At 68.1% G+C, this 22,179-nt stretch carries 21 protein-coding genes; all 21 read left to right on the forward strand.

All coding sequences use genetic code 11. The features are described from left to right. Position 1: 1 nt before the first annotated feature. The 21 genes from fliJ (at position 2) to motD (ending at position 22,175) form a co-directional block, all read left to right on the forward strand. Positions 2 to 469: a flagellar export protein FliJ gene (fliJ, locus tag AC5P78_RS20185; RefSeq protein ID WP_005413256.1), complete on the forward strand. Its 468-nt coding sequence runs from the start codon at positions 2 to 4 to the stop codon at positions 467 to 469. Further along, a complete protein-coding gene (locus tag AC5P78_RS20190) occupies positions 469 to 1,626 on the forward strand; it encodes a flagellar hook-length control protein FliK (protein ID WP_138970237.1) in 1,158 nt (385 codons plus the stop codon). Before fliJ ends, AC5P78_RS20190 begins: the two co-directional genes overlap by 1 nt. A gap of 222 nt (positions 1,627 to 1,848) precedes the next feature. Next, positions 1,849 to 2,364, forward strand: a complete 516-nt coding sequence (locus AC5P78_RS20195; RefSeq protein WP_062606966.1) for a flagellar basal body-associated FliL family protein — start codon at positions 1,849 to 1,851, stop codon at positions 2,362 to 2,364. 10 nt (positions 2,365 to 2,374) lie between these two features. Then, positions 2,375 to 3,379: a flagellar motor switch protein FliM gene (gene fliM, locus AC5P78_RS20200; protein ID WP_005409544.1), complete on the forward strand. Its 1,005-nt coding sequence runs from the start codon at positions 2,375 to 2,377 to the stop codon at positions 3,377 to 3,379. Then, positions 3,376 to 3,711, forward strand: coding sequence for a flagellar motor switch protein FliN (gene fliN / locus AC5P78_RS20205; RefSeq protein WP_005409543.1), 336 nt, complete (start codon positions 3,376 to 3,378; stop codon positions 3,709 to 3,711). Before fliM ends, fliN begins: the two co-directional genes overlap by 4 nt. Further along, entirely contained in the window at positions 3,708 to 4,127 is a 420-nt protein-coding gene (gene fliO, locus AC5P78_RS20210) for a flagellar biosynthetic protein FliO (protein ID WP_005409542.1), read from the forward strand. Before fliN ends, fliO begins: the two co-directional genes overlap by 4 nt. 1 nt (position 4,128) lies before the next feature. After that, positions 4,129 to 4,908 carry a flagellar type III secretion system pore protein FliP gene (fliP, locus tag AC5P78_RS20215; RefSeq protein ID WP_049404621.1) on the forward strand — a complete coding sequence of 260 codons (780 nt, stop codon included), beginning with the start codon at positions 4,129 to 4,131 and terminating at the stop codon, positions 4,906 to 4,908. Positions 4,909 to 4,990: 82 nt separating this feature from the next. Next, positions 4,991 to 5,260 carry a flagellar biosynthetic protein FliQ gene (locus AC5P78_RS20220; protein WP_005413254.1) on the forward strand — a complete coding sequence of 90 codons (270 nt, stop codon included), beginning with the start codon at positions 4,991 to 4,993 and terminating at the stop codon, positions 5,258 to 5,260. 13 nt (positions 5,261 to 5,273) lie between these two features. Further along, entirely contained in the window at positions 5,274 to 6,065 is a 792-nt protein-coding gene (gene fliR, locus AC5P78_RS20225) for a flagellar biosynthetic protein FliR (protein WP_005409539.1), read from the forward strand. 164 nt (positions 6,066 to 6,229) lie between these two features. Then, complete coding sequence (locus AC5P78_RS20230) at positions 6,230 to 8,365, forward strand: putative bifunctional diguanylate cyclase/phosphodiesterase (RefSeq protein ID WP_138970238.1); 2,136 nt, start codon at positions 6,230 to 6,232, stop codon at positions 8,363 to 8,365. A gap of 116 nt (positions 8,366 to 8,481) precedes the next feature. Next, positions 8,482 to 10,731 carry a CocE/NonD family hydrolase gene (locus AC5P78_RS20235; protein WP_138970239.1) on the forward strand — a complete coding sequence of 750 codons (2,250 nt, stop codon included), beginning with the start codon at positions 8,482 to 8,484 and terminating at the stop codon, positions 10,729 to 10,731. 85 nt (positions 10,732 to 10,816) lie between these two features. Beyond that, the gene (flhB, locus tag AC5P78_RS20240) at positions 10,817 to 11,947 is read left to right on the forward strand and encodes a flagellar biosynthesis protein FlhB (protein WP_099561911.1); all 1,131 of its coding nucleotides are present in this window, start codon (positions 10,817 to 10,819) and stop codon (positions 11,945 to 11,947) included. A gap of 44 nt (positions 11,948 to 11,991) precedes the next feature. Next, positions 11,992 to 14,052 (forward strand): flagellar biosynthesis protein FlhA, encoded by a 2,061-nt coding sequence (flhA, locus tag AC5P78_RS20245; RefSeq protein ID WP_169449112.1) that lies wholly within the window; start codon positions 11,992 to 11,994, stop codon positions 14,050 to 14,052. 145 nt (positions 14,053 to 14,197) lie between these two features. Next, the gene (gene flhF, locus AC5P78_RS20250) at positions 14,198 to 15,814 is read left to right on the forward strand and encodes a flagellar biosynthesis GTPase FlhF (protein WP_099561910.1); all 1,617 of its coding nucleotides are present in this window, start codon (positions 14,198 to 14,200) and stop codon (positions 15,812 to 15,814) included. Beyond that, positions 15,801 to 16,688, forward strand: a complete 888-nt coding sequence (locus tag AC5P78_RS20255; RefSeq protein WP_005409532.1) for a MinD/ParA family ATP-binding protein — start codon at positions 15,801 to 15,803, stop codon at positions 16,686 to 16,688. Before flhF ends, AC5P78_RS20255 begins: the two co-directional genes overlap by 14 nt. Beyond that, a complete protein-coding gene (locus AC5P78_RS20260; RefSeq protein ID WP_005413248.1) occupies positions 16,685 to 17,428 on the forward strand; it encodes an RNA polymerase sigma factor FliA in 744 nt (247 codons plus the stop codon). Before AC5P78_RS20255 ends, AC5P78_RS20260 begins: the two co-directional genes overlap by 4 nt. A gap of 57 nt (positions 17,429 to 17,485) precedes the next feature. Next, positions 17,486 to 17,878, forward strand: a complete 393-nt coding sequence (cheY, locus tag AC5P78_RS20265; protein WP_005413247.1) for a chemotaxis response regulator CheY — start codon at positions 17,486 to 17,488, stop codon at positions 17,876 to 17,878. After that, a complete protein-coding gene (locus AC5P78_RS20270) occupies positions 17,878 to 18,483 on the forward strand; it encodes a protein phosphatase CheZ (protein ID WP_012480099.1) in 606 nt (201 codons plus the stop codon). The genes cheY and AC5P78_RS20270 overlap by 1 nt, the downstream gene beginning before the upstream one ends. Positions 18,484 to 18,485: 2 nt before the next feature. Further along, the gene (locus tag AC5P78_RS20275) at positions 18,486 to 20,315 is read left to right on the forward strand and encodes a chemotaxis protein CheA (RefSeq protein ID WP_043035731.1); all 1,830 of its coding nucleotides are present in this window, start codon (positions 18,486 to 18,488) and stop codon (positions 20,313 to 20,315) included. Positions 20,316 to 20,416: 101 nt separating this feature from the next. Further along, a complete protein-coding gene (locus tag AC5P78_RS20280; RefSeq protein ID WP_005409527.1) occupies positions 20,417 to 21,157 on the forward strand; it encodes a flagellar motor protein in 741 nt (246 codons plus the stop codon). A gap of 1 nt (position 21,158) precedes the next feature. Further along, complete coding sequence (gene motD / locus AC5P78_RS20285) at positions 21,159 to 22,175, forward strand: flagellar motor protein MotD (RefSeq protein ID WP_138970240.1); 1,017 nt, start codon at positions 21,159 to 21,161, stop codon at positions 22,173 to 22,175. The last annotated feature ends 4 nt before the right edge of the window (positions 22,176 to 22,179 follow it).

Below are 22,179 nucleotides of genomic sequence, written 5' to 3' on the forward strand. Positions count from 1 at the left end.
CATGAACCAGTCCAAGCGCATTGATCCCCTGCTCAAGCGGGCCCAGGAACACGAGGACGCGGTCGCCCGCGACCTGGCCGAACGCCAGCGCGTGCTCGATACCCATCTATCGCGACTGGACGAACTGCGCCGCTACGCCGAGGAGTACGCCAACGCACAGATGGCCGCCACCAGCCCGGCGCAGCTGCTGAACCGACGCGCTTTCCTCGACCGGTTGGACAGTGCCGTCGAACAGCAGCAGGCCACGGTCAATGGCAACCGCGAAAAGGTGGAAGCCGAGCGCGCCCGGCTGATCCTGGCCAGCCGTGACAAGGCCGTGCTGGAACAGCTTGCCGCCAGCTACCGCGCGCAGGAAAAAGTGGTGACCGACCGCCGCGACCAGCGCGAGATGGACGATATCGGTGCGCGCCGCGCGCGCCTGGTCCAGGCCGAAGACCAGGACGGCACCGAGCAGGGAGGTCGCTCGTGATGCCCTCCCCACTCGCCGGCAGCGCCAACCCTGCCACGCCGGCCACCAGCAACAGTGCGGCGCGCGCCCCGCGCAGCGAAGGCGGAAAGGACTTCAGCCAGCTGCTGCAGGATGGCGCGCCCTCTGCACCCGCCCCTGCCGGCAGCGCCACCACGCCGTCGCCATCCACGTCGAGCCAGCCGTCGACCACTGACAGCAGTGGCCAGGCACCAGGCGAACGTAGCGACGCCGAAGCGGTAACCGCTGAAGCGCCGCCGCTGCCGCCCGTTGCCGTGACCCCGGCTGCACCCGCTACCGACAAGGACAAGCCCGCCGCGACCGAAGACGCCCCTTGGCCGCCGCTCGGTCTGGCCGGCCTGGTGCTGGCGATGCCGACGCCCGTGGATGCGGCCGCTGCCCTGCCGACCACCGCTGCACCGTCGCAGGCCAGCGACAGCAGCGCACTGCCCGTTGCCCCTGCCGCGAATCCGGCACTGCCTGCAACTGCCCCAGCAGCGGCCGCCGCAGCGACGGCCGACGGCAAACCGGCGGCGACCAGCGCGGGCGATGCCAGCGCGCTGCCACTGCCGGAGATGATCCTGCCCGGCAAGCGCAGCGAGCGCGGCGAAGGCAGTGACGTGGCCGCCGTTGGCGACCGCGCCAGTGCACCACTGCTGCATGCACCGGCGGGGGCCGCCGTACAGGACCTGAAGGCGGCGCTCGCCACCGGCAACGCGATCTTCAATGGCGAACCCACACCGAAGCCGGTGCTGGGTGACGACGGCTTCGACCAGGCCATTGGCGCACGCCTGGGCTGGCTGGCCGACCAGAAAATCGGCCACGCCCATATCCGCCTGAGCCCGGACGACATGGGCCCGGTGGATGTTCGCCTGCAGTTGAACGGCGACAAGGTGCATGCCAGCTTCAGCAGCCCGCACGTGGATGTGCGGCAGGCGCTGGAAAGCAGCCTGCCGCGCCTGCGCGAGCTGCTGGGCGAACAGGGCTTCCAGCTGGCACACGCTGATGTTGGCCACCAGGCCCCGGGGGGCGACGGCAATGCGTCGGGAGCATCTGGCAACGGTGGGACCGCCGGTGACGGAGAACCGTCGCCCGGCGACACCAACGTGTCGTCCGCGCAGCTGATCCGCCAGCGCGGGTTGCTGGACGCCTACGCCTGACTGGCGTGCCAACCAAGGTTGGCACCCACCAGGGCGGGGCGGTTGGCGCCTATCAGGACACCGGGGCAATGGAGCCGCACCGGCCAGTATCGCGTTGGTGGGTGCGGAGCTTGCTCCGCACGGCCCCACCGCCCCCCGACGGAATTCCGTCGCACCCCTCTGCCCCGCCTTCGGCACACCCCTTGCATATCCCGGTGAAGCAACCCTCAGGAGCTTCACCCCGTGGCCGCAGCCGCTGACAAAACCAAGAAGACAGCCGAGAAGGACAAGGCCGCCAAGCCGCGTAGTCCGATCCTGATCACCGCGCTGGTGGCCGTACTGGCCGCCGCTGCCGCCGGTGGCGGCGTCTGGTTCTTCACCCAGTCCAAGCACGAAGACAAGGCCGCGCAGGCCCCGAAGAAGACCGCGACCCCGGCACCGGCCCAGTATTTCGCGCTGGACCCGGCCTTCGTGGTCAACCTCAACGGCCCGGTCGATGGCCCGCGCTACCTGCAGCTGGAAGTGCAGCTGATGACCCGCGACCCGTCCGCGCTGGAAGCGATCAAGACCCATGCACCCGCCATCCGCGCACGCCTGCTGATGCTGTTCTCGCAGGTCAGCCCGGACCAGATCGCCGATGTCGCCGGCAAGCAGAAGCTGCAGGCTGCGTCGCTGGCCGAAGTGCAGAAAGTGCTCAAGGCCGAGACCGGCAGCAATGGTGCCGACGACCTGCTGTTCACCAGCTTCGTGACCCAGTAAGGGCCCACCGATGAATGATCTGTTGTCCCAGGACGAGATCGATGCCCTGCTCCACGGCGTGGACAGTGGCGCGGTCGAAACCGATCCGGAACCGCCGTCAGGCGAAGCGCGCTCGTACGACTTCGCCAGCCAGGACCGCATCATCCGCGGTCGCATGCCAACCCTGGAAATGGTCCACGAGCGTTTCGCGCGCCTGTGGCGGATCGGCCTGTTCAACCTGATCCGTCGCTCGGCCGAGCTGTCGGTGCGCGGCATCGAGCTGATCAAGTTCAACGACTACATGCACTCGCTGTATGTGCCGACCAACCTGAACCTGATCCGCTTCAAGCCGCTGCGCGGTACCGGCCTGATCGTGTTCGAGCCGACCCTGGTGTTCGCCATCGTCGACAACTTCTTCGGTGGCGACGGGCGCTACCCCACCCGCATCGAAGGCCGCGAGTTCACCGCCACCGAAATGCGGGTGATCCACCTGCTGCTGAAGCAGACCTTCGCCGACCTGCGCGAGGCCTGGGCACCGGTGATGGACGTCGACTTCGAGTACATCAACTCGGAGATCAACCCGCACTTCGCCAACATCGTGACGCCGCGCGAATACGTGGTGGTGTGCCGCCTGCACGTCGAACTCGATGGCGGCGGTGGCGACATCCACGTCACCCTGCCGTATTCGATGCTGGAGCCGATCCGCGAGCTGCTCGACGCCGGCATCCAGAGCGACCGCAACGACCGCGACGAGAGCTGGGGCAAGACCCTGCGTGAACAGCTCAACATCGCCGAAGTCACCCTGTCCAGCGTACTGGCCAGCAAGCGCATGACCCTGCGTGACCTGACCCAGCTGAAGGTCGGCGACATCCTGCCGATCGAGCTGAGCCCGCAGGTGCCGGTGTGCGTGGAGAACATCCCGGTGTTCACCGGCGAGTTCGGCATCGCCAACGGCATGAACGCCGTGAAGATCACCGCTACCCATCCGCCGGGCACCCGCCCGCGCGTACCCGTCATCCAGGAAGACCCGCAATGAACGATATCGACGCCCTCGAACCCACTCCGGCCCAGTTCAGCAGCCTGCAGGCCGATGAGGCGAACGGCCCGGACCTGAACCTGGACGTGATCCTCGACGTACCGGTGACGCTGTCGCTGGAAGTCGGTCGCGCGCGCCTGCCGATCCGCAACCTGCTGCAGCTCAACCAGGGTTCGGTGGTGGAACTGGAACGTGGTGCCGGCGAGTCGCTGGATGTGTTCGTCAACGGCACCCTGATCGCCCATGGCGAAGTGGTGGTGATCAATGACCGCTTCGGCGTGCGCCTGACCGATGTGGTCAGCCCGAGCGAGCGGATCCGGAGACTGCGTTGAGCCTGCTGGCCTCCACCCTGCTGGCGGTCGGCAAGACCGCCGCTCCGGCCGGCCCGCAGATCGGCCAGCACGCAGCCGCCGCACCGAGCCTGTTCGGCGCGGTGCTGGCGCTGCTGGCAGTGCTGGCGCTGGTCATCGGCCTCGGCTGGCTGCTCAAGCGCCTGCCCGGCAGTGGTTTCCGCCCGGCCGAAGGCATGAAGGTGGTGGCCAGCCTGAGTGTCGGTGCCAAGGAGCGCGTGGTGGTGGTCGAGGTCAACGGCCAGCAGCTGCTGCTGGGCGTCACCGCCGGCGGCATCAACACCCTGCACACCCTGCCCGAACCGCTGCCGCCGCCCGCGCCCGTGCGCGTGCCGGACTTCAAGAATCTTCCGAATTTCGCCCAGCTGCTGCAGCAGCGGCTGCGCAAGGACCCCTGACATGCGTGTCGCCCGTACCCGTCTTGCCACCCTGATGCCGTGGCTGCTGATGCTCGCCCTGTGCCTGTTGCCGGCACTGGCCTTCGCTGCACCCGGCGCACCGACCACGCCACTGCCGGACATCAACGTCGGCAAGATCGGAGGTGCGCCGGTCAGCCTGCCGCTGCAGACCCTGCTGCTGATGACGGCGATCACCCTGATCCCGTCGATGTTGCTGGTGCTGACCTCGTTCACCCGCATCATCATCGTGCTGGGCCTGCTGCGCCAGGCGCTGGGTACCGGGCAGACCCCGTCCAACCAGGTGCTGCTGGGCCTGGCCCTGTTCCTCACCGCGATGGTGATGATGCCGACCTGGGACAAGGCCTGGAGCACCGGCATGGCGCCGTACCTCAATGGCGAGATCGACTTCCAGACCGCCTGGACGCTGACCACCACGCCGTTGCGCGGCTTCATGCTGGCGCAGATCCGGGAGACCGACCTGATGACCTTCGCCGGCATCGCCGGGCACGGCACCTACGCCAGCCCCGACGCCATCCCGTTCCCGGTACTGGTCGCATCGTTCGTCACCAGCGAACTGAAGACCGCCTTCGAAATCGGCTTCCTGATCTTCATCCCGTTCGTGATCATCGACCTGGTCGTGGCCAGCGTGCTGATGTCGATGGGCATGATGATGCTGTCGCCGATGCTGGTGTCGGCACCGTTCAAGATCCTGCTGTTCGTGCTGGTGGATGGCTGGGTGCTGACCGTGGGTACGTTGGCGGCGAGCTTCAATCCGGCGTGATTGAGAGGCAGTCGGGCATGGCTCGGCTCTACAGAAGCACAGTCGAGCGCGGCTCGACTCCACACAAGCAGATGGACCCCGAATGTCTCCCGAACTTGCCTTGACCGAACTGCGTGGCGGCCTGATCACCGTGTTGTGGGTGGCCGGCCCGCTGCTGCTCACCGTGCTGGTGGTGGGCGTTGTGGTGGGCGTGGTGCAGGCCGCGACCCAGCTCAACGAACCGACCATCGCCTTCGTTGCCAAGGCGGCGGCACTGACCGCGGTGCTGTTCGCGCTCGGCAGCCTCCTGATCGGCCACCTGGTTGAATTCACCACGCTGCTGTTCCAGCGCATTCCACACCTGATCGGCTAGGACACGCGCCTCGATGGACGCCGCCACCCAGATGGCTGCCGACGGCCTGCAGGCCTTCGGCATGATCGGCACCGTGCTGTGGACCATGCTGCGCATCGGCGCGGTGGCCATGGCCATGCCCATGGTCGGCACCCGCGCGGTGCCGGCACGGATCCGCGTGATCCTGGCCGGTACCCTTGCCATCGCGTTGGCACCGCTGCTGCCGCCGGTTCCGGACTGGACCGGCTTCGATGCTGCCACCGTACTGACCATCGCCCGCGAGCTGGCCATCGGCGTGTCCATCGGCTTCCTGCTGCGGCTGGTGTTCGAGGCCGGCGCGATGGCCGGCGAACTGATCGCCCAGGGCACCGGCCTGGCCTTTGCGCAGATGAGCGACCCGCTTCGTGGCGGCACCTCCGGCGTGATCGGGCAGTGGTTCTACCTGCTGTTCGGCCTGCTGTTCTTCACTGCCAACGGCCATCTGGCGCTGATCTCGCTGGTGGTGGACAGCTACCGGGCGCTGCCGATCGGCGCGCCGCTGCCGGACCCGCACGCCTTCTTCAGCATCGCTCCGACCTTCCTGCTGACCGTGCTGCGCGGCGCACTGACCCTGGCCATTCCACTGACCGTGGCGATGCTGGCGGTGAACCTGGCCTTCGGCGTGCTGGCGCGTGCAGCCCCGGCACTGAATCCGATCCAGCTGGGCCTGCCGGTCTCACTGCTGCTGGGCCTGTTCCTGCTGGCCCTGCTGGCCGGGGAAATGGGCCCGCCGGTACAGCGCCTGTTCGATGCCGCCTTCCAGGCTGCGGACGCGGTCACACACTGACCCGATCATCACGTTTTACTGCTTGCCCTTCCCCCGGGTCTGCGCGCTAGAGTGAATGCGCGGCAACCGGGGGGATGCCGCACGTGGCCGCCGCCCTGCGTCGGCCTGCCTCATGCATGCCCCACCGTGGTTTCCGTCGACAGGCAGGTCCGGGAGACTGACGAATGCTGGTAGGCACGTACAACCCGTGGCTGGTGGCGATCTCGTTGCTGGTTGCCGTGATGGCGTCATACACCGCGCTGGCGATGGCCGGGCGCACGGTCACCGCACCCGGCAAGGGCGCGGCCTGGTGGTGGCGCCTCGGTGGTGGCTTCGCCATGGGCCTGGGCATCTGGTCGATGCACTTCATCGGCATGCTCGCCTTCGACCTGCCCATTCCGCTCGGTTACGACCTGCCGATCACCCTGCTCTCCCTGGCCCTGGCCATCGCCTCATCGGTGTTCGCGCTGTGGCTGGTTTCGCTGCGCACCCTGCCGCACCCACGCCTGGCCGGCGGGGCATTGCTGATGGGTACCGGTATTGCCGGCATGCACTACGTCGGCATGGCGGCGATGCGCATGCAACCCGGCATCGACTATGACCCGGGCTGGCTGCTGTTCTCGCTGATCGTGGCGGTCGCCGCCTCATGGACTGCGTTGTATGTGGCATTCCGCCTGCGCGCGCAGCGCACCCGCATCGGTGATCGCCTGGCAGCCGCTGGCCTGCTCGGGCTGGCCATTGTCGGCATGCATTACACCGGCATGGCCGCTGCACGCTTTCCGGAAGGCAGCATCTGCGGCGCGGCGGTCGGCGATGGCCTGCAGAACGAGTGGCTGGCGATGCTGGTAGTGGTGCTGACGGTCGCGATCCTCGCGGTGGTGCTGGTGGTGTCCTGGCTGGACCAGCGGGTGGAGGCGCAGCTGCTGCGGCTGCGCAATTCCATGCTGAGCACTTCGTTGACCGATGCGCAGCAGGAACTGACCCAGGCCGCACTGCATGATCCGCTCACCCGCCTGCCCAACCGCCTGCTGTTGCAGCGCCGCATCGTGCAGGCACTGGCCGAGGCCGAACAGGGCGGCAGCCGCTTCGCGGTGATGTTCATGGACCTGGACGGCTTCAAGCAGGTCAACGATGCCTATGGCCACCAGGCGGGTGACGCATTGCTGGTGGCGGTGGCCGAGCGCACCCGCCAGCTGCTGCGCCCGCATGACATGCTGGCGCGCCTGGGCGGCGATGAGTTCGTGCTGGTGGTGCGCATCGAGCACGATGAGGATCTGCCAACCCTCGCCCGGCGCATCCTGCAGGCGGTCGGCAGTGGGCCGTTGCTGCCGGACAACGAACTGCAGGTAACCGCCAGCATCGGCGTGGCGATCTGCCCGGATCACGCCGCCAGCGAGCGGCAGCTGATGGCCTTTGCCGACGCGGCGATGTACCAGGCCAAGGAATCCGGGCGCAACGCCTTCGTGCTGTTCGCCGACTGGATGAATGACAGCGCCGAACAACAGTTCCGGCTGCTGGCCGACCTGCGCCGGGCCATCGGCAGCGAGCAGCTGTTCCTGCACTACCAGCCCAAGATCCGCGTGGCCACGCAGAAGGTGGCCGGTGCCGAAGCATTGATCCGCTGGCACCACCCGGAGCATGGCCTGATTCCGCCCGATCGGTTCATCCGCCTGGCCGAGCGCAGTGGTGCGATCAACGAGATCGGGCGCTGGGCGCTGGACCAGGCCTGCCTGCAGCTGCGGCGCTGGCACGATGCCGGTCACGAAGGCTGGTCGATGTCGGTGAACCTGTCGCCGGTGCAGTTCAGTTCGCCGCACCTGCTGCAGGATGTGCGCGCGGTGATCGAACGCCACAACATCGCCCCGCGCCACCTGGTGCTGGAAATCACCGAAAGCACGGTGATGCGCGATACCGACACCAGCCTGCGCCTGCTGCAGGCGCTGTCGGCGCTGGGCGTAGGCATCTCCATCGATGACTTCGGCACCGGCTATTCCAGCCTGCTGTACCTGAAGCGGCTGCCAGCCACCGAGATCAAGATCGACCATGCGTTCGTGCGCGACCTGGAACACAGTGCAGAGGACGTGGTGATCGTCTCGGCGATCGTGGCGCTGGGCCATGCGCTGGACATGGACATCGTCGCCGAGGGCGTGGAGACCGCCGCCCAGCGCGCCTACCTGGAGCGCCTGGGCTGCGACTACCTGCAGGGCTACCTGCTGGGACGGCCGGTCGATGCGGCGCGCTTCATGCAGCTGCACGACCTGCCCCGGCCGCGGGTGGAACTGGCGCAGAGCCCGCCGCCCAGTGACAACGCGCCCCTGTAGCGCCGAGCCTGCGCTCGGCTCCCGCCGGACACGGCCCGGCGCTACCATTGGTTGGCCTTCGGTAGATCCACGCCATGCGTGGATGGGCCGTTCCACCCTCATCCAAGGAAGCGCCCGTGGCCCTACGCACCACTCTTGCTGGCCTGTTGCTGGCCCTTGCTGTTGGCCACGCTGCTGCCGCTGATCTGCCGTGGTCATTGCCAGCCGATGCTTCCCCGGCCCAGGTCGACGCTGCCCTGCAGGCCCTTGGCCAGGGCGTGCTGAAGTCGCCCAGCCTGACCGATGCACAGCGCGGCCACGCGTTGGTGGCGATGGGCCAGACGGCCGAAGCGCGGCGATCGATCCAGCAGGCACGCGCATCGCTTGCAAGCGACGGCGACACCGCGGCGATGCTGCGCTGGCTGCCGATGCTGCTGCTCGTCACCGCCGGCGAGCAGGACGCAGCGGAGTATGCGCGCGCCTTCCACGCCACCTTCGCCGCCCTCGACGACGTTGCCGCGGTGCAGGCCGGTGCCGCACTCTCGGTTGAGCCAGCCCCGGTGCGCGCCCAGCTGGAGCAGGCCGTCGCGGCACAGGCGGGGGCGACGACCATTGCCGAGGCTGTCGCTTTGGAACTGCTGCGTCTGCGGGCAGTACTGCGTGCGCAGACCCTGGCCGCTGCCCTGGCCCCTCCGCTGGTCGCGGAGGAAGAGCAGCGCCGCTTCGCCATCGACGACGCATTGCGCATCCCCGTTGGCGATGGCGTCGTGCTGTCGGCGCAGCTGGCCCGCCCTCGCGCCGCATCGGCGCCCCTGCCTGCGGCCATGCTGTTCACCATCTACACCGATCCACCCAAGAACCGGCAGAAGATGCTGCTGGCCGCCGCGCATGGCTACGCCGGCATCGTGGTCGATGCGCGCGGCAAGGGCCAGGGCAGCGGCACCATCGCCCCCTACGAGCATGACGGCGCGGACGCCAACGCGGCCATCGACTGGATCAGCCGCCAGCCATGGAGCGATGGCCGGGTGGCCATGTATGGCGGCAGCTACGAGGGCTTTACTGCCTGGGCGGCGGCGCGCCATCACCATCCCGCATTGAAGACCATCGTGCCCTACGTTGCCGCCATCCCCGGCCAGGGCCTGCCGATGGAGAACAACGTGTTCCTGAGTGCCAACTACGGTTGGGCGTTCTATGTGGCCAATGGCCCGATGCTGGACAACGACACCTACAACCAGAACGAACGCTGGTCACAGCTGCCCCGCCGCTGGTATGCCTCCGGCCGCCCTTACCGGCAGATCGACCAGATCGACGGCACGCCCAACCCCTGGCTGCAGCGCTGGCTCGATCACCCGACGTACGATGCCTACTGGCAGTCGATGGTTCCCTATGGCGACCAGTTCGACGACATCCGCATCCCGGTGCTGACCATCACCGGGTACTACGACGACGGCCAGATCTCGGCACTGCAGTACTTCAAGGACCACCTGCGGCACCGCCCCGTTGCCGACCATGCCCTGCTGATCGGCCCCTACGACCACCGCGGTGCGCAGTCGGCGCTCAAGCCGATGCAGCTACGTGGCCATGAGCTGGATCCTGTCGCGCAGTTCGACACGCCCGCACTGACCTTCCAGTGGCTGGACCATATGCTGCGCGGCGCCCCTCGCCCGGCGCTGGTGCCCGACCGCGTAAACTACCAGCTGATGGGCGCCAACCGCTGGGGGCATGCGGCAACACTGGACGCCGCCGCGGGTGCCCATCGCCGCTACCACCTGTCGGCCGCACCCGCTTCGCCCGATGGCTACCACCGCCTGCAGGAACAGCCGCCAGCGCCGGGCCAGCTGGAGCAGACCGTGGACATGGCCGACCGCAACGAAATGCGGCACGGCTACTACCCGTTCCCCATCGTCGCAGCACAGGATGAAGCCGACACCGCGCTGGCCTATGTCTCGGAACCCTTCACCGGACCGATGGATCTGGTGGGCAGCTTCTCCGGCGACCTGAAGGTGCGGATCAACAAGCGCGACTTCGATTTCACCGTCACCCTGTACGAGCTGATGGCCGATGGACACCGGATGCAGCTGTCCTATTACATGGGCCGGGCCAGCCACGTGCGTGACCCGGGCACGCGCCAGTTGCTGCAGCCCGGCCAATGGACCCACCTGCCCTTCGATCGCACGCGCATGGTCGCCCGCCGCCTGGCTGCCGGCAGCCGCCTGCTGGTGAAGGTGGATGTGCTGAAGGACGCCATGCACCAGGTCAACCACGGCAGCGGCCGCGATGTCAGCGACGAATCGGCCGCTGATGCGGGCACCCCGCTGCAGGTGGATTGGCACAGCGACAGTGTTCTGACGATTCCCCTGCGCCCCGCCAGCGACTCCCTACAGTAGATCCATACCATGCGTGGATAGGCAACGGCCCATCACGGAACACTTCTTGCACGCACCCCGGCATCCCCTGCCGTAGTGCCCCGTGATGTCCGAGAACGAATCCGCCGGCGAAAAGACCGAACAACCTACCGAAAAACGCCTGCGCGACGCCCGTGAACAAGGCAACCTGCCGCGCTCGCGCGAACTTGGCACCGCCGCCGTCTTCGGTGCCGGCGTGCTGGCAGTGATGGCCATGAGCGGCTCGATCGGCCGTGGCGCCACGGCCTGGATGAAGCAGGCGCTCAGCCCGGAACAGAGCCTGCGGCAGAACCCGAAGGAACTGTTCGGCCACTTCGGCGACCTGCTGCTGCAGTTCATGCTGGTGATCGCACCGCTGGTGCTGGTCTGCCTGCTGGCCAGCTTCGTCGCCCCGCTGGTGATGGGCGGCCTGCGCTGGTCGCAGAAGGCGTTGCTGCCCGACATCAACCGCATGAACCCGATGAGCGGGCTCAAGCGCCTGTATGGCCCGGAGGCCATTGCAGAGTTCACCAAATCGCTGCTGCGCGTGGCCTTCGTCGGCGTCGCCGCCGGGCTGGTGGTCTGGACCGGCTTCGACACCCTGCGCGGGCTGATCCACCACCCGCTTGAAACCGCCATCACCGATGGCCTGGGCTTCACCCTGCGCCTGCTGCTGGCCACCGCCGGCGCGATGCTGGTGCTGGCCGCCATCGATGCGCCCTACCAGCGCTGGAACTGGATGCGCAAACTGAAGATGACCCGTGAAGAGCTGCGCCGGGAAATGAAGGAAAGCGAGGGCAGCCCCGAGGTGAAGGGCCGCATCCGCCAGCTGCAGCAGCAGATGGCCAACCGCCGGATGATGGAGGCGGTACCCACCGCCGACGTGGTGGTGGTCAACCCGACGCACTACGCGGTGGCCCTGAAGTACGAGGGTGGGACCATGAATGCTCCCACCGTGGTCGCCCTGGGCGTGGACGAAACCGCCCTGCGCATCCGTGAGGTGGCCGACGGCAACAAGGTCGCGATCGTCTCCGCCCCGCCTTTGGCACGCGCCTTGTATCGGGAAGGCCAACTCGGAAAGGAAATCCCCGTGAGACTGTATTCGGCCGTCGCCCAGGTCCTGTCCTACGTCTACCAGCTGCGCGCCTGGCGCACTGGCCCGATGCCGGACGCCCCGCACATCCAGGTGGATGAATTCGGCAAGGGGGGCCGCCCGTGAGCGCCCAGCCCTCCGCCGGCTTCAATACCCGCCGCGCCCTGGAAATGATCCGCCAGGGCCTTGGCGCGCCACTGATCGTGCTGGCCCTGCTGGCCATGGTCGTGGTGCCGCTGGCCGCGCCGGTGCTCGATGCGCTGTTCACCTTCAACATCGCCATCTCGCTGATGGTGCTGCTGGCGGTGGTCTACGTGAAGCGCCCGCTGGACTTCACCATCTTCCCGATCGTGCTGCTGATCACCACCATGCTGCGGCTGGCGCTGAACGTGGCGTCCACCCGCGTGATCCTGCTCAACGGCCAGAACGGCCACGATGCCGCGGGCAAGGTCATCGCCGCCTTCGGCGAATTCGTGATCGGCGGCAACTATGCGGTCGGCATCGTGGTGTTCGCGATCCTGACCATCATCAACTTCGTGGTGATCACCAAGGGCGCCGGCCGCGTCTCGGAAGTGACCGCGCGCTTCATCCTGGACGCAATGCCCGGCAAGCAGATGGCGATCGACGCCGACCTCAACGCCGGTTTGCTGACGCGTGAAGAAGCCAAGCTGCGCCGCGAGGAAGTGCGCGAGGAAGCCGACTTCTACGGCGCGATGGACGGCGCCAGCAAGTTCATCCGCGGTGACGCCATCGCCGGCATCCTGATCCTGTTCATCAACATGCTCGGCGGCCTGGCCGTGGGCGTGCTGCAGCATGGCATGCCGTTCGGCGAAGCCGCTGCCACCTACACCCTGCTGTCCATCGGTGACGGCCTGGTGGCGCAGCTGCCGGCCCTGCTGGTCTCCAGCGCGGTGGCGATGCTGGTGACCCGCGCCTCGCGCTCGCAGGACATGGCCCAGGCGATGACCGGCCAGGTGTTCGGCCAGTACCGCGCGCTGGCGATCACCGCCGGCATCATCGGCGTGGTCGGCCTGGTGCCGGGCATGCCCAACGTCGCTTTCCTGACGCTGGCCGCGATCCTCGGCTTCATCGCCTGGAAGGTCTACCGCAAGGGCAAGGCCGCAGCCACCGACCCGGCAGCCGCCGGCAATGACGCGGCCGCACTCAACGCACTCGGCCGCCCGGCGGCACCTGCGCCGACCGCCGAACTGAGCTGGGACGAACTGCGCCCGGTCGATCCGCTGGGCCTGGAGGTCGGCTACCGGCTGATCCCGCTGGTGGACAGCAACCAGGGCGGCGAACTGATGGCGCGCATCAAGGGCGTGCGCCGCAAGCTGACCCAGGACGTCGGCTTCCTGATTCCGTCGGTGCATATCCGCGACAACCTGGAACTGCCCGCCAACGGCTACCGCGTGCTGGTGCACGGCGTGCCGGTGGCCACCGCCGAGATCCACCCCGACCGCGAACTGGCGCTGGACCCGGGCAGCGCGCTGGGCACCCTGGAGGGCATTGCCGGCAAGGATCCCGCGTTCGGCCTGGATGCCACCTGGATCCAGCCGCACCAGCGTGCCCAGGCTGAAACGCTGGGCTACACCGTGGTCGACCCGGCCACCGTGGTGGCCACCCACCTCTCGCACCTGATCCGCGAACATGCGCCGGAACTGCTCGGCCACGAGGAAGTGCAGCACCTGCTGGCCAACCTGGCCAAGAGCGCGCCCAAGCTCGTCGAAGATCTGACGCCGAAGGCGCTGCCGCTGTCGGCGGTGGTGCGCGTGCTGCAGAACCTGCTGGTGGAGCGCATCCCGATCCGACAGCTGCGCAAGATCGCCGAGGCGCTGGTCGAACACGCGCCCAGCAGCCAGGACCCGGCGGTGCTGACCGCTGCCGTGCGCACCGCGCTGGGCCGCTTCATCGTGCAGGAGATCGCCGGAATGTCGGCGGAGCTGCCGGTGTTCACCCTCAACCCGCAATTGGAACGTGTCTTGCAGGAGTCCACGCAGGGCAACGGCGCCGCGCTGGAACCCGGACTCGCAGAGCGACTGCACCAGAGCCTGGCCGAATGTGTCAGCAAGCAGGAAGCGCGAAACGAGCCGGCGGTCGTGCTGGTACCGGGCCCGGTGCGCGCCGCGCTGGCGCGCCTGGTCCGCCACAGCGTTCCGTCGTTGTCGGTCCTGGCCTACAGCGAGGTGCCGGAGGACAAGCGCCTGAAGCTGGTCGGAACGATCAGCTGACGCCGCCCACCGATGCGCCAGAAAACAGACACCACCTTCGAACCAACGCAACATACAGATACCAAGGGGAACCCGCACCGTGCAGACCACCGACCACCCGAGTTCTCCGACCGCCACCCCGCCGTCTTCGTCCCGTGACCACAGCATGAAAATCAAACGATTCGTCGCCGCCGACATGCGCTCGGCCATGAACCTGGTGCGCAAGGAACATGGTCCTGACGCCGTGATCCTGTCCAACCGCCGGATCGAGGAAGGCATCGAGATCGTCGCCGCGGCCAACTACGACGAGAGCGCCGTGCAGCGTGCACTGGAAGCCTCGCGCCGTGATGTCGCACCGCCGCCGGCACCCAAGCCGCGCACCGCCGCCGACGCGGTGATCGCCGCGGTCACCCGCCGCCGCAGCAGCACCCCGGCGCCGGAACCGGTCGCCGCCACCACCTCGGCGGTGGCCGCCCTCGCCCGTGCGGCCGTTGGGGCCACCGGCCGTACCCTGGACAGCGCCGACGAGATCGTGCCGACCCGTGGCAGCACTGGCTTCGCCGCCACCCTGGCGCGCGCCGCCGTCAACGAACCGGCGCTACCCGAACAGAGCTTCGCCCCGTTCGCCGAGGCCATCGTTGCACCGGCCGCTACCGTGCCGGCCAACCGCGCCCGCTTCCAGATCGACCCGCCGCACGACATGCATCACGAAAGCGTGGCCCCGGCCGTGCAGCCGCCGCCGCTGCCGACCGCTGCCGTGACCGAAGCGCAGCCCGGGATCGCCGCCAGCGAACCGGCAGCGGTCGAAGCCGCCGGCGAAGCCAGCCCGGCCCCCATGCTGGCCCCGGCACCGACGCTGACCGTGGTTGCCCAGGACGACGCCGAGATCCGCCAGCTGCGCCAGGAAGTGGCCGGCATGCGCCAGGTGATCGAGCGCGAGATGAACCGCTTCACCGACGAGCGCCTGCGTGGCAGCCCGGTGCGCGCCACCGCGCTGGACCTGATGGACGAGTACGGTTTCGACGCCGGGCTGGCCCGCGACGTGGCCATGCAGATCCCGCTGGAGACCGAAGCCCATCGTGGCCGCGGCCTGATGCTGGGGCTGATCTCGCGCAAGCTGCCGATCGCCCCGGTCGACCCGCTGGAAGAAGGCGGCGTGATCGCCCTGGTCGGCCCGACCGGCGCCGGCAAGACCACCACCATCGCCAAGCTGGCCTCGCGCTTCGCCGAGAAGCATGCGCCGCGCGACGTGGCCCTGGTGACCACCGACACCACCCGCATCGGCGCCCGCGAGCAGCTGTACGGCTACGGCCGCCAGCTCGGCATCGCGGTGCACGAGGCCAACAGCGGCACCGACCTGGACCAGCTGCTGGAACGCCTGAAGGACTACAAGCTGGTGCTGATCGACACCGCCGGGCTGGGCCCGCGCGACCGCGCGCTGGCCGCGCAGCTGCAGTGGCTGCGCGCCGCCCGCCAGGTACGCACCCTGCTGGTGCTGCCGGCCAACACCAGCTTCGGCGACATGGACGAGGTGGTCCGCCGCTTCGGCGCCGCCAACCTGCAGGGCCTGGTGTTGAGCAAGCTGGACGAGACGGGCCGCTTCGGCAACGCCCTGTCAGTGGCCGTGGACCACGCCCTGCCGATCACCTGGGTGACCGATGGCCAGGACGTTCCGGACGACCTGCACCGGGCCAGTGCAGCCAATCTTGTACTTCGCCTTGAAGATTTGCGCCGAGCGGCCGATATGCCCTGCAACCCGGAGTTGAACCATGCCGTCGCGTGAGTACGCCAAGCTGACCAAGACCTTCCCGCTGTCGGCCACCCGCAGCGAGCCGCTCGGCCCTGTGCGCACCATTGCCGTCACTGGCGGCAAGGGCGGCGTGGGCAAGACGAATGTGTCCGCCAACCTGGCGGTGGCACTGGCCGGGATGGGCAAGCGCACGCTGCTGCTGGACGCCGACCTGGGCCTGGCCAACATCGACGTGATCCTGGGGCTGAACCCGACCTTCACGCTGGCCGACCTGGTCGCCGGCCGCTGCTCGCTGGACGACGTCATCGTCGAAGGCCCGAACGGCGTGCTGGTGGTGCCGGCCGCGTCCGGCCGCCGGCACATGGCCGAGCTGGCCCCGGCCGAGCACGTCGGCCTGGTCAACGTGTTCTCCGAGCTGGAACGCGAACTGGACATCATGGTGGTGGACACCGCCGCAGGCATCACCGACGGCGTGCTGACCTTCTGCCAGGCCGCGCAGGACACCGTGGTGGTGGTCTGTGACGAGCCGGCCTCGATCACCGACGCCTACGCGCTGATCAAGGTGCTGTCGCGCGAACGCGGCGTGGACCGCATCCAGGTAGTGGCCAACATGGTGCGCGACCCCAACGAGGGCCGCGTGCTGTACGAAAAGCTGACCCGCGTCTGCGAGAAGTTCCTCGCCGATGTCTCGCTGAACTACCTGGGCTGCGTGCCGCAGGACGACTGGCTGCGCCTGTCGGTGCAGCGCCAGCAGCCGGTGGTGAAGGCCTACCCGTCCAGCCCGGCCGCGCTGGCGATCACCGAGATCGCGCGTCGCACCGCACGCTGGCAGGCGCCGACCGAACCGCGTGGCGGCGTCGAGTTCTTCCTCGAGCGCATCCTCAAGCAGCGCGGGGTGGCCGCATGAAAGGCGCAGCCCAGTACAGGGAAGTCCAGCGCTCGGCGGCCAACGAGGTCATCGCCCAGCATTCGGACCTGGTGCGGCGCATCGCCCACCACCTGGCCGCGCGGTTGCCGGCCAGCGTTGAAGTGGACGACCTGATCCAGGCCGGCATGATGGGCCTGATAGAAGCGTCGCGCAGCTACGACGCCGACCAGGGCGCCTCGTTCGAGACCTATGCCTCGATCCGCATCCGCGGTTCGATGATCGACGAGATCCGCCGTGGCGACTGGGTGCCGCGCTCCGTGCACCGCCGTGCACGCGATGCCGCCGCCACCATCCGCCGCCTGGAACAGAGCAGCGGCCGCGCCGCCAGCGCCACCGAAGTGGCCGCCGCGATGGAGATGCCGCTGCCCGAATACCTGCGGTTGATGGAAGACGCCGCACGTGGCCAGGTGCTGAGCCTGGAGTCGCGCATCGAGGACCAGGGCGAGCTGGACACCGTCGCCCAGGGCGGCCCGACCCCGCAGCAGGTACTGGAGCGTGGTGAGTTCGGCCGCGAGCTGGGCAAGGCCATCGGCCACCTGCCCGAGCGCGAACAGCTGGTGCTCTCGCTCTACTACGAGCAGGAACTGAACCTGAAGGAGATCGGCGCGGTGCTCGGCGTGAGCGAGTCGCGGGTCTGCCAGATCCACGGCCAGGCGGTGCTGCGCCTGCGTGGCCGGCTCAAGATTTTCGAGGCGGCGGACGCCGGCCTGGAAGAATGAACATGCCCGAGGCGGCTGCCCCCGGCCGCCCGGAATGAACAACAAAGGAACTCTGCTTTGAACAAGAACATGCGCATCCTGATCGTCGATGACTTCTCGACCATGCGTCGGATCGTCAAGAACCTGCTGGGCGATCTGGGCTTCACCAATACCGCCGAAGCCGAGGACGGGCATGCCGCGCTGTCGCTGCTGCAGAGCCAGCCGTTCGATTTCGTGGTCACCGACTGGAACATGCCGGTGATGACCGGCATCGAGCTGCTGAAGGCGATCCGTGCCGATGCCAAGCTGAAGACCCTGCCAGTGCTGATGGTCACCGCCGAAGCCAAGCGCGAACAGATCATCGAAGCCGCCCAGAACGGCGTGAACGGCTACATCATCAAGCCGTTCACTGCGCAGACGCTGGAAGAGAAGCTCGGCAAGATCTTCGAACGCCTGGCGGCCAGCGCCTGATGGATACCACGGTCGACAAGAGCGCCCTCTCCCTGCGCCTGCAGGAAGCCCTGGACGCACTCGAGTCCGGTGACGAGGCCGCCTGGCGGCAGCGCATCGACGGACTGGTCGCGCTGCGTACGCAGCCGATGATGAGCGGCCTCTCGCGGCTGGCCCGCGAGCTGGGGCAGGCACTGGGTGAGCTGCCGACCGTGCCCAGCGAGGCCGGTGAGCTGGACGACGCCTGCGCACGCCTGGACCACGTGGTGGCCATGACCGAACAGGCCACGCACCGCACCCTGGACCTGGCCGAGGAATGCCGCAGCCTGACCGAACAGCTGCGCGCTGAAGGCCTGCAGCCGGGCCAGGACGCGCAGCTCGAGCGCATCCGCCACAACCTGACCGAGATCGCCCTGACCCAGAGCTACCAGGACCTGACCGGGCAGATCATCCGTCGCGTGGTCGGCATCGTCCGCCGCGTGCACGAGGGCTTCGGCGCACTCGGCCTGCCGCCGGAACAGCATCGCACCGACCCGGAACTGGCCGGGCCGGCACTGAAGGGACTGGACCGCCACGCGGTCTCGCAGAACGACGCCGACGACCTGTTGTCGGATCTGGGGCTGTAAGCATGAGCGCGGTATCCGACGACATCACTGCCGATTTCATCATCGAGGCACAGGAAATCCTGGATCGCCTGGGCGAACAGCTGGTGTCGCTGGAGCAGGCACCGCAGGACACCGAGCAGCTCAACGCGGTGTTCCGTGGATACCACACGCTCAAGGGCGGTGCCGGCTTCCTTGGCGTCACTGCGATGGTCGAGCTGTGCCACGCCGCTGAAGAGGCCCTGGGCATCGCGCGTGCCGGGCAGGCGGTGCTGCAGGCCCACCACTTCGACGCCGCCCAGCAATCGCTGGACTACCTGCAGTCGATGCTGGACGCCGTGTCCTCCGGCACCGAGCCAGGCTATGCGCCGCCGGACCTGATCGCGCAGTTCGACATGAACGGTGGCACTGCCGCGCCGGTCGCTGCGGCCGCCCCTGCGGCAGCTGGCAGCGACCTGATCACCGACGACGAATTCGAGGCCCTGCTCGACCAGCTGCATGGCGGCAACGCACCGACCGCGGTCGCGCCGGCCAGGAAGGCCGACGACGGCCTGATCAGCGAAGACGAGTTCGAAGCGCTGCTGGACCAGCTGCACGGCGGCGCTGCGCCAGGCGCGAAGCCTGCTGCCACCGTCGCGGCGGCACCTGCCGCTGCACCGCGCCCAGCGCCCGTACCGGCGCCCGCAGCCAAGCCGGCGGCCAAGCCGATGGCCGAGGCCGAGCACACCGTGCGCGTGGACACCAAGCGCCTGGATGCGATCGTCAACCTGATCGGCGAACTGGTCCTTTCCCGCAACCGCCTGAAGACCCTGCGTGCACGCCTGCGCGACGAGGAGCTGGACCGCGCCGTATCGACGCTGGACATCGCCACTGCCCGCCTGCAGTCGGCGGTGATGCGTACCCGCATGCAGCCGGTGGGCAAGGTGTTCTCGCGCTTCCCCAAGGTCGCCCGCGACGTCGCCCGCTCGCTGAAGAAGGAAGTGGACCTGGAGCTGGTCGGCGCCGAAACCGAACTCGACCGCAACCTGGTCGAAGCACTGGCCGATCCGCTGGTGCACCTGGTCCGCAACGCCATCGACCATGGCGTGGAAATGCCCGACCTGCGCGAAGCACAAGGCAAGCCGCGGATGGGCCATGTACGCCTGTCGGCGCAGCAGGAAGGTGACTACGTCAGCATCGAGGTGCAGGACGATGGCGCCGGCATCGACCCGGAGAAGCTGCGCGCGAAGGCGCGTGAGAAAGGCCTGATCGATCCGGAAGCCGCCGCCCGCCTGAGCAGCGAGGAATGCCTGCACCTGGTGTTCCTGCCCGGCTTCTCGACCAAGCAGCAGGTCACCGACATCTCCGGCCGTGGCGTCGGCATGGACGTGGTGCAGTCGCGCATCCGCGAACTGAGCGGCCAGATCCAGATCCAGTCGGAACTGGGTCGTGGCAGCCGCTTCCTGATCCGCGTGCCGCTCACCCTCGCGATCCTGCCGACCCTGCTGGTGCAGGCCGGCGAGGACGTCTACGCGCTACCGCTGGCACGCGTGATGGAAGTGCTGCACGCGCCGCGCACCTCGCTGGGCTGGTTCGATGGCCGCGCCGTGCTTGATCGCCGCTCGCACACCCTGCCGCTGGTCGACCTGCGCCAGTGGCTGGATGTGACGCCGGCCGCGTCAACCCTGCTGACCATCGTGGTGCTGCAGGCCGGCGAAGCGCGCTTCGGCCTGGTCGTGGACCAGGTGCGCGGGCGCGAGGAAGTGGTCATCAAGCCACTGCCAAAAGCCCTGCGCGGCCTGCGCGGTTATGCCGGTGCAACGTTGATCGGCGATGGTCGCATGGCACTGATCCTGGACGTGGACGGCATACGCTGAACGCCGCCGGGCATGGCCCGGCGACCCGAAAACTGTGACTACCGTCTGTACGCATTCTCCCGGTGTCTCAAGTCCCATTCATACAAGCCGATACCGGAACCATGGATAGACTCAGCCTCATTGGACTCTTTCTCGCCCTGGCCTCGCTGGTCGGTGGCAGCATCCTCAAGGGCGCTGGCCTGGCGTCGTTGTGGTCGCCTGCGGCGTTCGTGATCGTCATCGTCGGTACCGTTGCCGCGATCCTGCTTCACACCTCGCCGGCGGTGTTCAAGCATGCGTTCAAGATCGTGCGCTGGGTCGTGCGCCCGCCGCACAGCGATCGCCGCGAACTGATCCAGCAGATCGTCGAGTGGAGCAACATCGCCCGCCGCCAGGGCCTGCTGGGCCTGGAATCGCAGGTGGAAGCGCAGCAGGACCCGTTCCTGCGCAAGGGCCTGCAGCTGCTGGTGGACGGCGTTGAACCCGAATCGATGCGTCACATGCTGGAGATCGAACTGGGCAGCCAGGAGCACCAGGACCAGGCCGGTGCCAAGGTCTTCGAAGCGATGGGCATCTACGCGCCCACGCTCGGCATCATCGGTGCCGTGCTCGGCCTGATCGCGGTGATGAAGAACCTGGCCGACCCGAGCAAACTCGGCCACGGCATCGCCGCCGCGTTCACCGCCACCATCTACGGCATCGCCTCGGCCAATCTGCTGTTCCTGCCGATCGCCGCCAAGCTCAAGAGTGTGATCTCGCACAACACCCGCGACCGCGAAATGGTCATCGAAGGCCTGATTTCGATCGCCCAGGGCGAGAACCCGCGCAACATCGAAACCAACCTCTCCGGCTTCCTGCACTGACATGGCCCGCCGCAAGCACCACGAAGAGCACGCCAACCATGAAGCATGGGCGATCCCCTATGCCGACCTGATGACGTTGCTGCTCGCCTTCTTCGTGGTCATGTACGCGATCTCCTCGGTCAACGAGGGCAAGTACCGGATCATGGCCGACGCGCTCACCGATGCCTTCGGCGGCGCACCGCGCACCATCAACCCGGTGCAGGTGGGTAACAAGCAGGTGCAGGGTGGCGGCTGGGACAGCCCCTCGGTGATCAAGTCCGGCACCAAGATCGGCCCCTCCGCGCCCGCGCCGTCGCACGACCCGACCCTGCTGCCGTCGATGGCCTCGCAGATGCGCATGCCGGTCTCCGTGCACAACCAGGAACAGATCGCCCGTGCCGAGCGCCAGCTCAACAGCATCGCCGACCGCCTCACCGCGGCACTGGCGCCGCTGATCGACCGCGGCATGATCAGCGTGCGCCGCACCGAGTTGTGGATCGAAGTGGAGATCAACAGCGACATCCTGTTCCCCACCGGCTCGGCCGCGCTGGACGTGCATGCACGGCAGACGCTGGCCAGCCTGGCCGAGGTGCTGCGCGACGTGCCCAACAGCGTGCGCGTGGAAGGCCATACCGACAACGTGCCGATCGCCACCGCCACCTTCCCTTCGAACTGGGAACTGTCGGCCGGACGCGCCGCCAGCGTGGTGCACCTGTTCGCGGACCAGGACGTGCAACCATCACGGCTGGCGATGGTTGGCTATGGCCAGTTCCGTCCGCGCGAAGAGAACGACAGCGCGCAGGGGCGCAACCGCAACCGCCGGGTGATGGTCATCATCCTGGCCGACACCTCGCATTCGGTGGATCCGCTTGGCCAGCGCCTCAACGCGGCCACCGGCGCCGTCGACGACAGCACCACCGAACAGGCCGCCGCAACTCCGGCTACCGCCCCCACCTCCCCCATCGCACCGGTGAAGTTGCCGCCGGTGCCGGCTGGCAGCCGCGTCGGCGCCGCCGTTCCCCCGGCAATGAAGGAGTAAACCG

This window comes from Stenotrophomonas sp. YJH_SMC_133 (assembly GCF_059370655.1).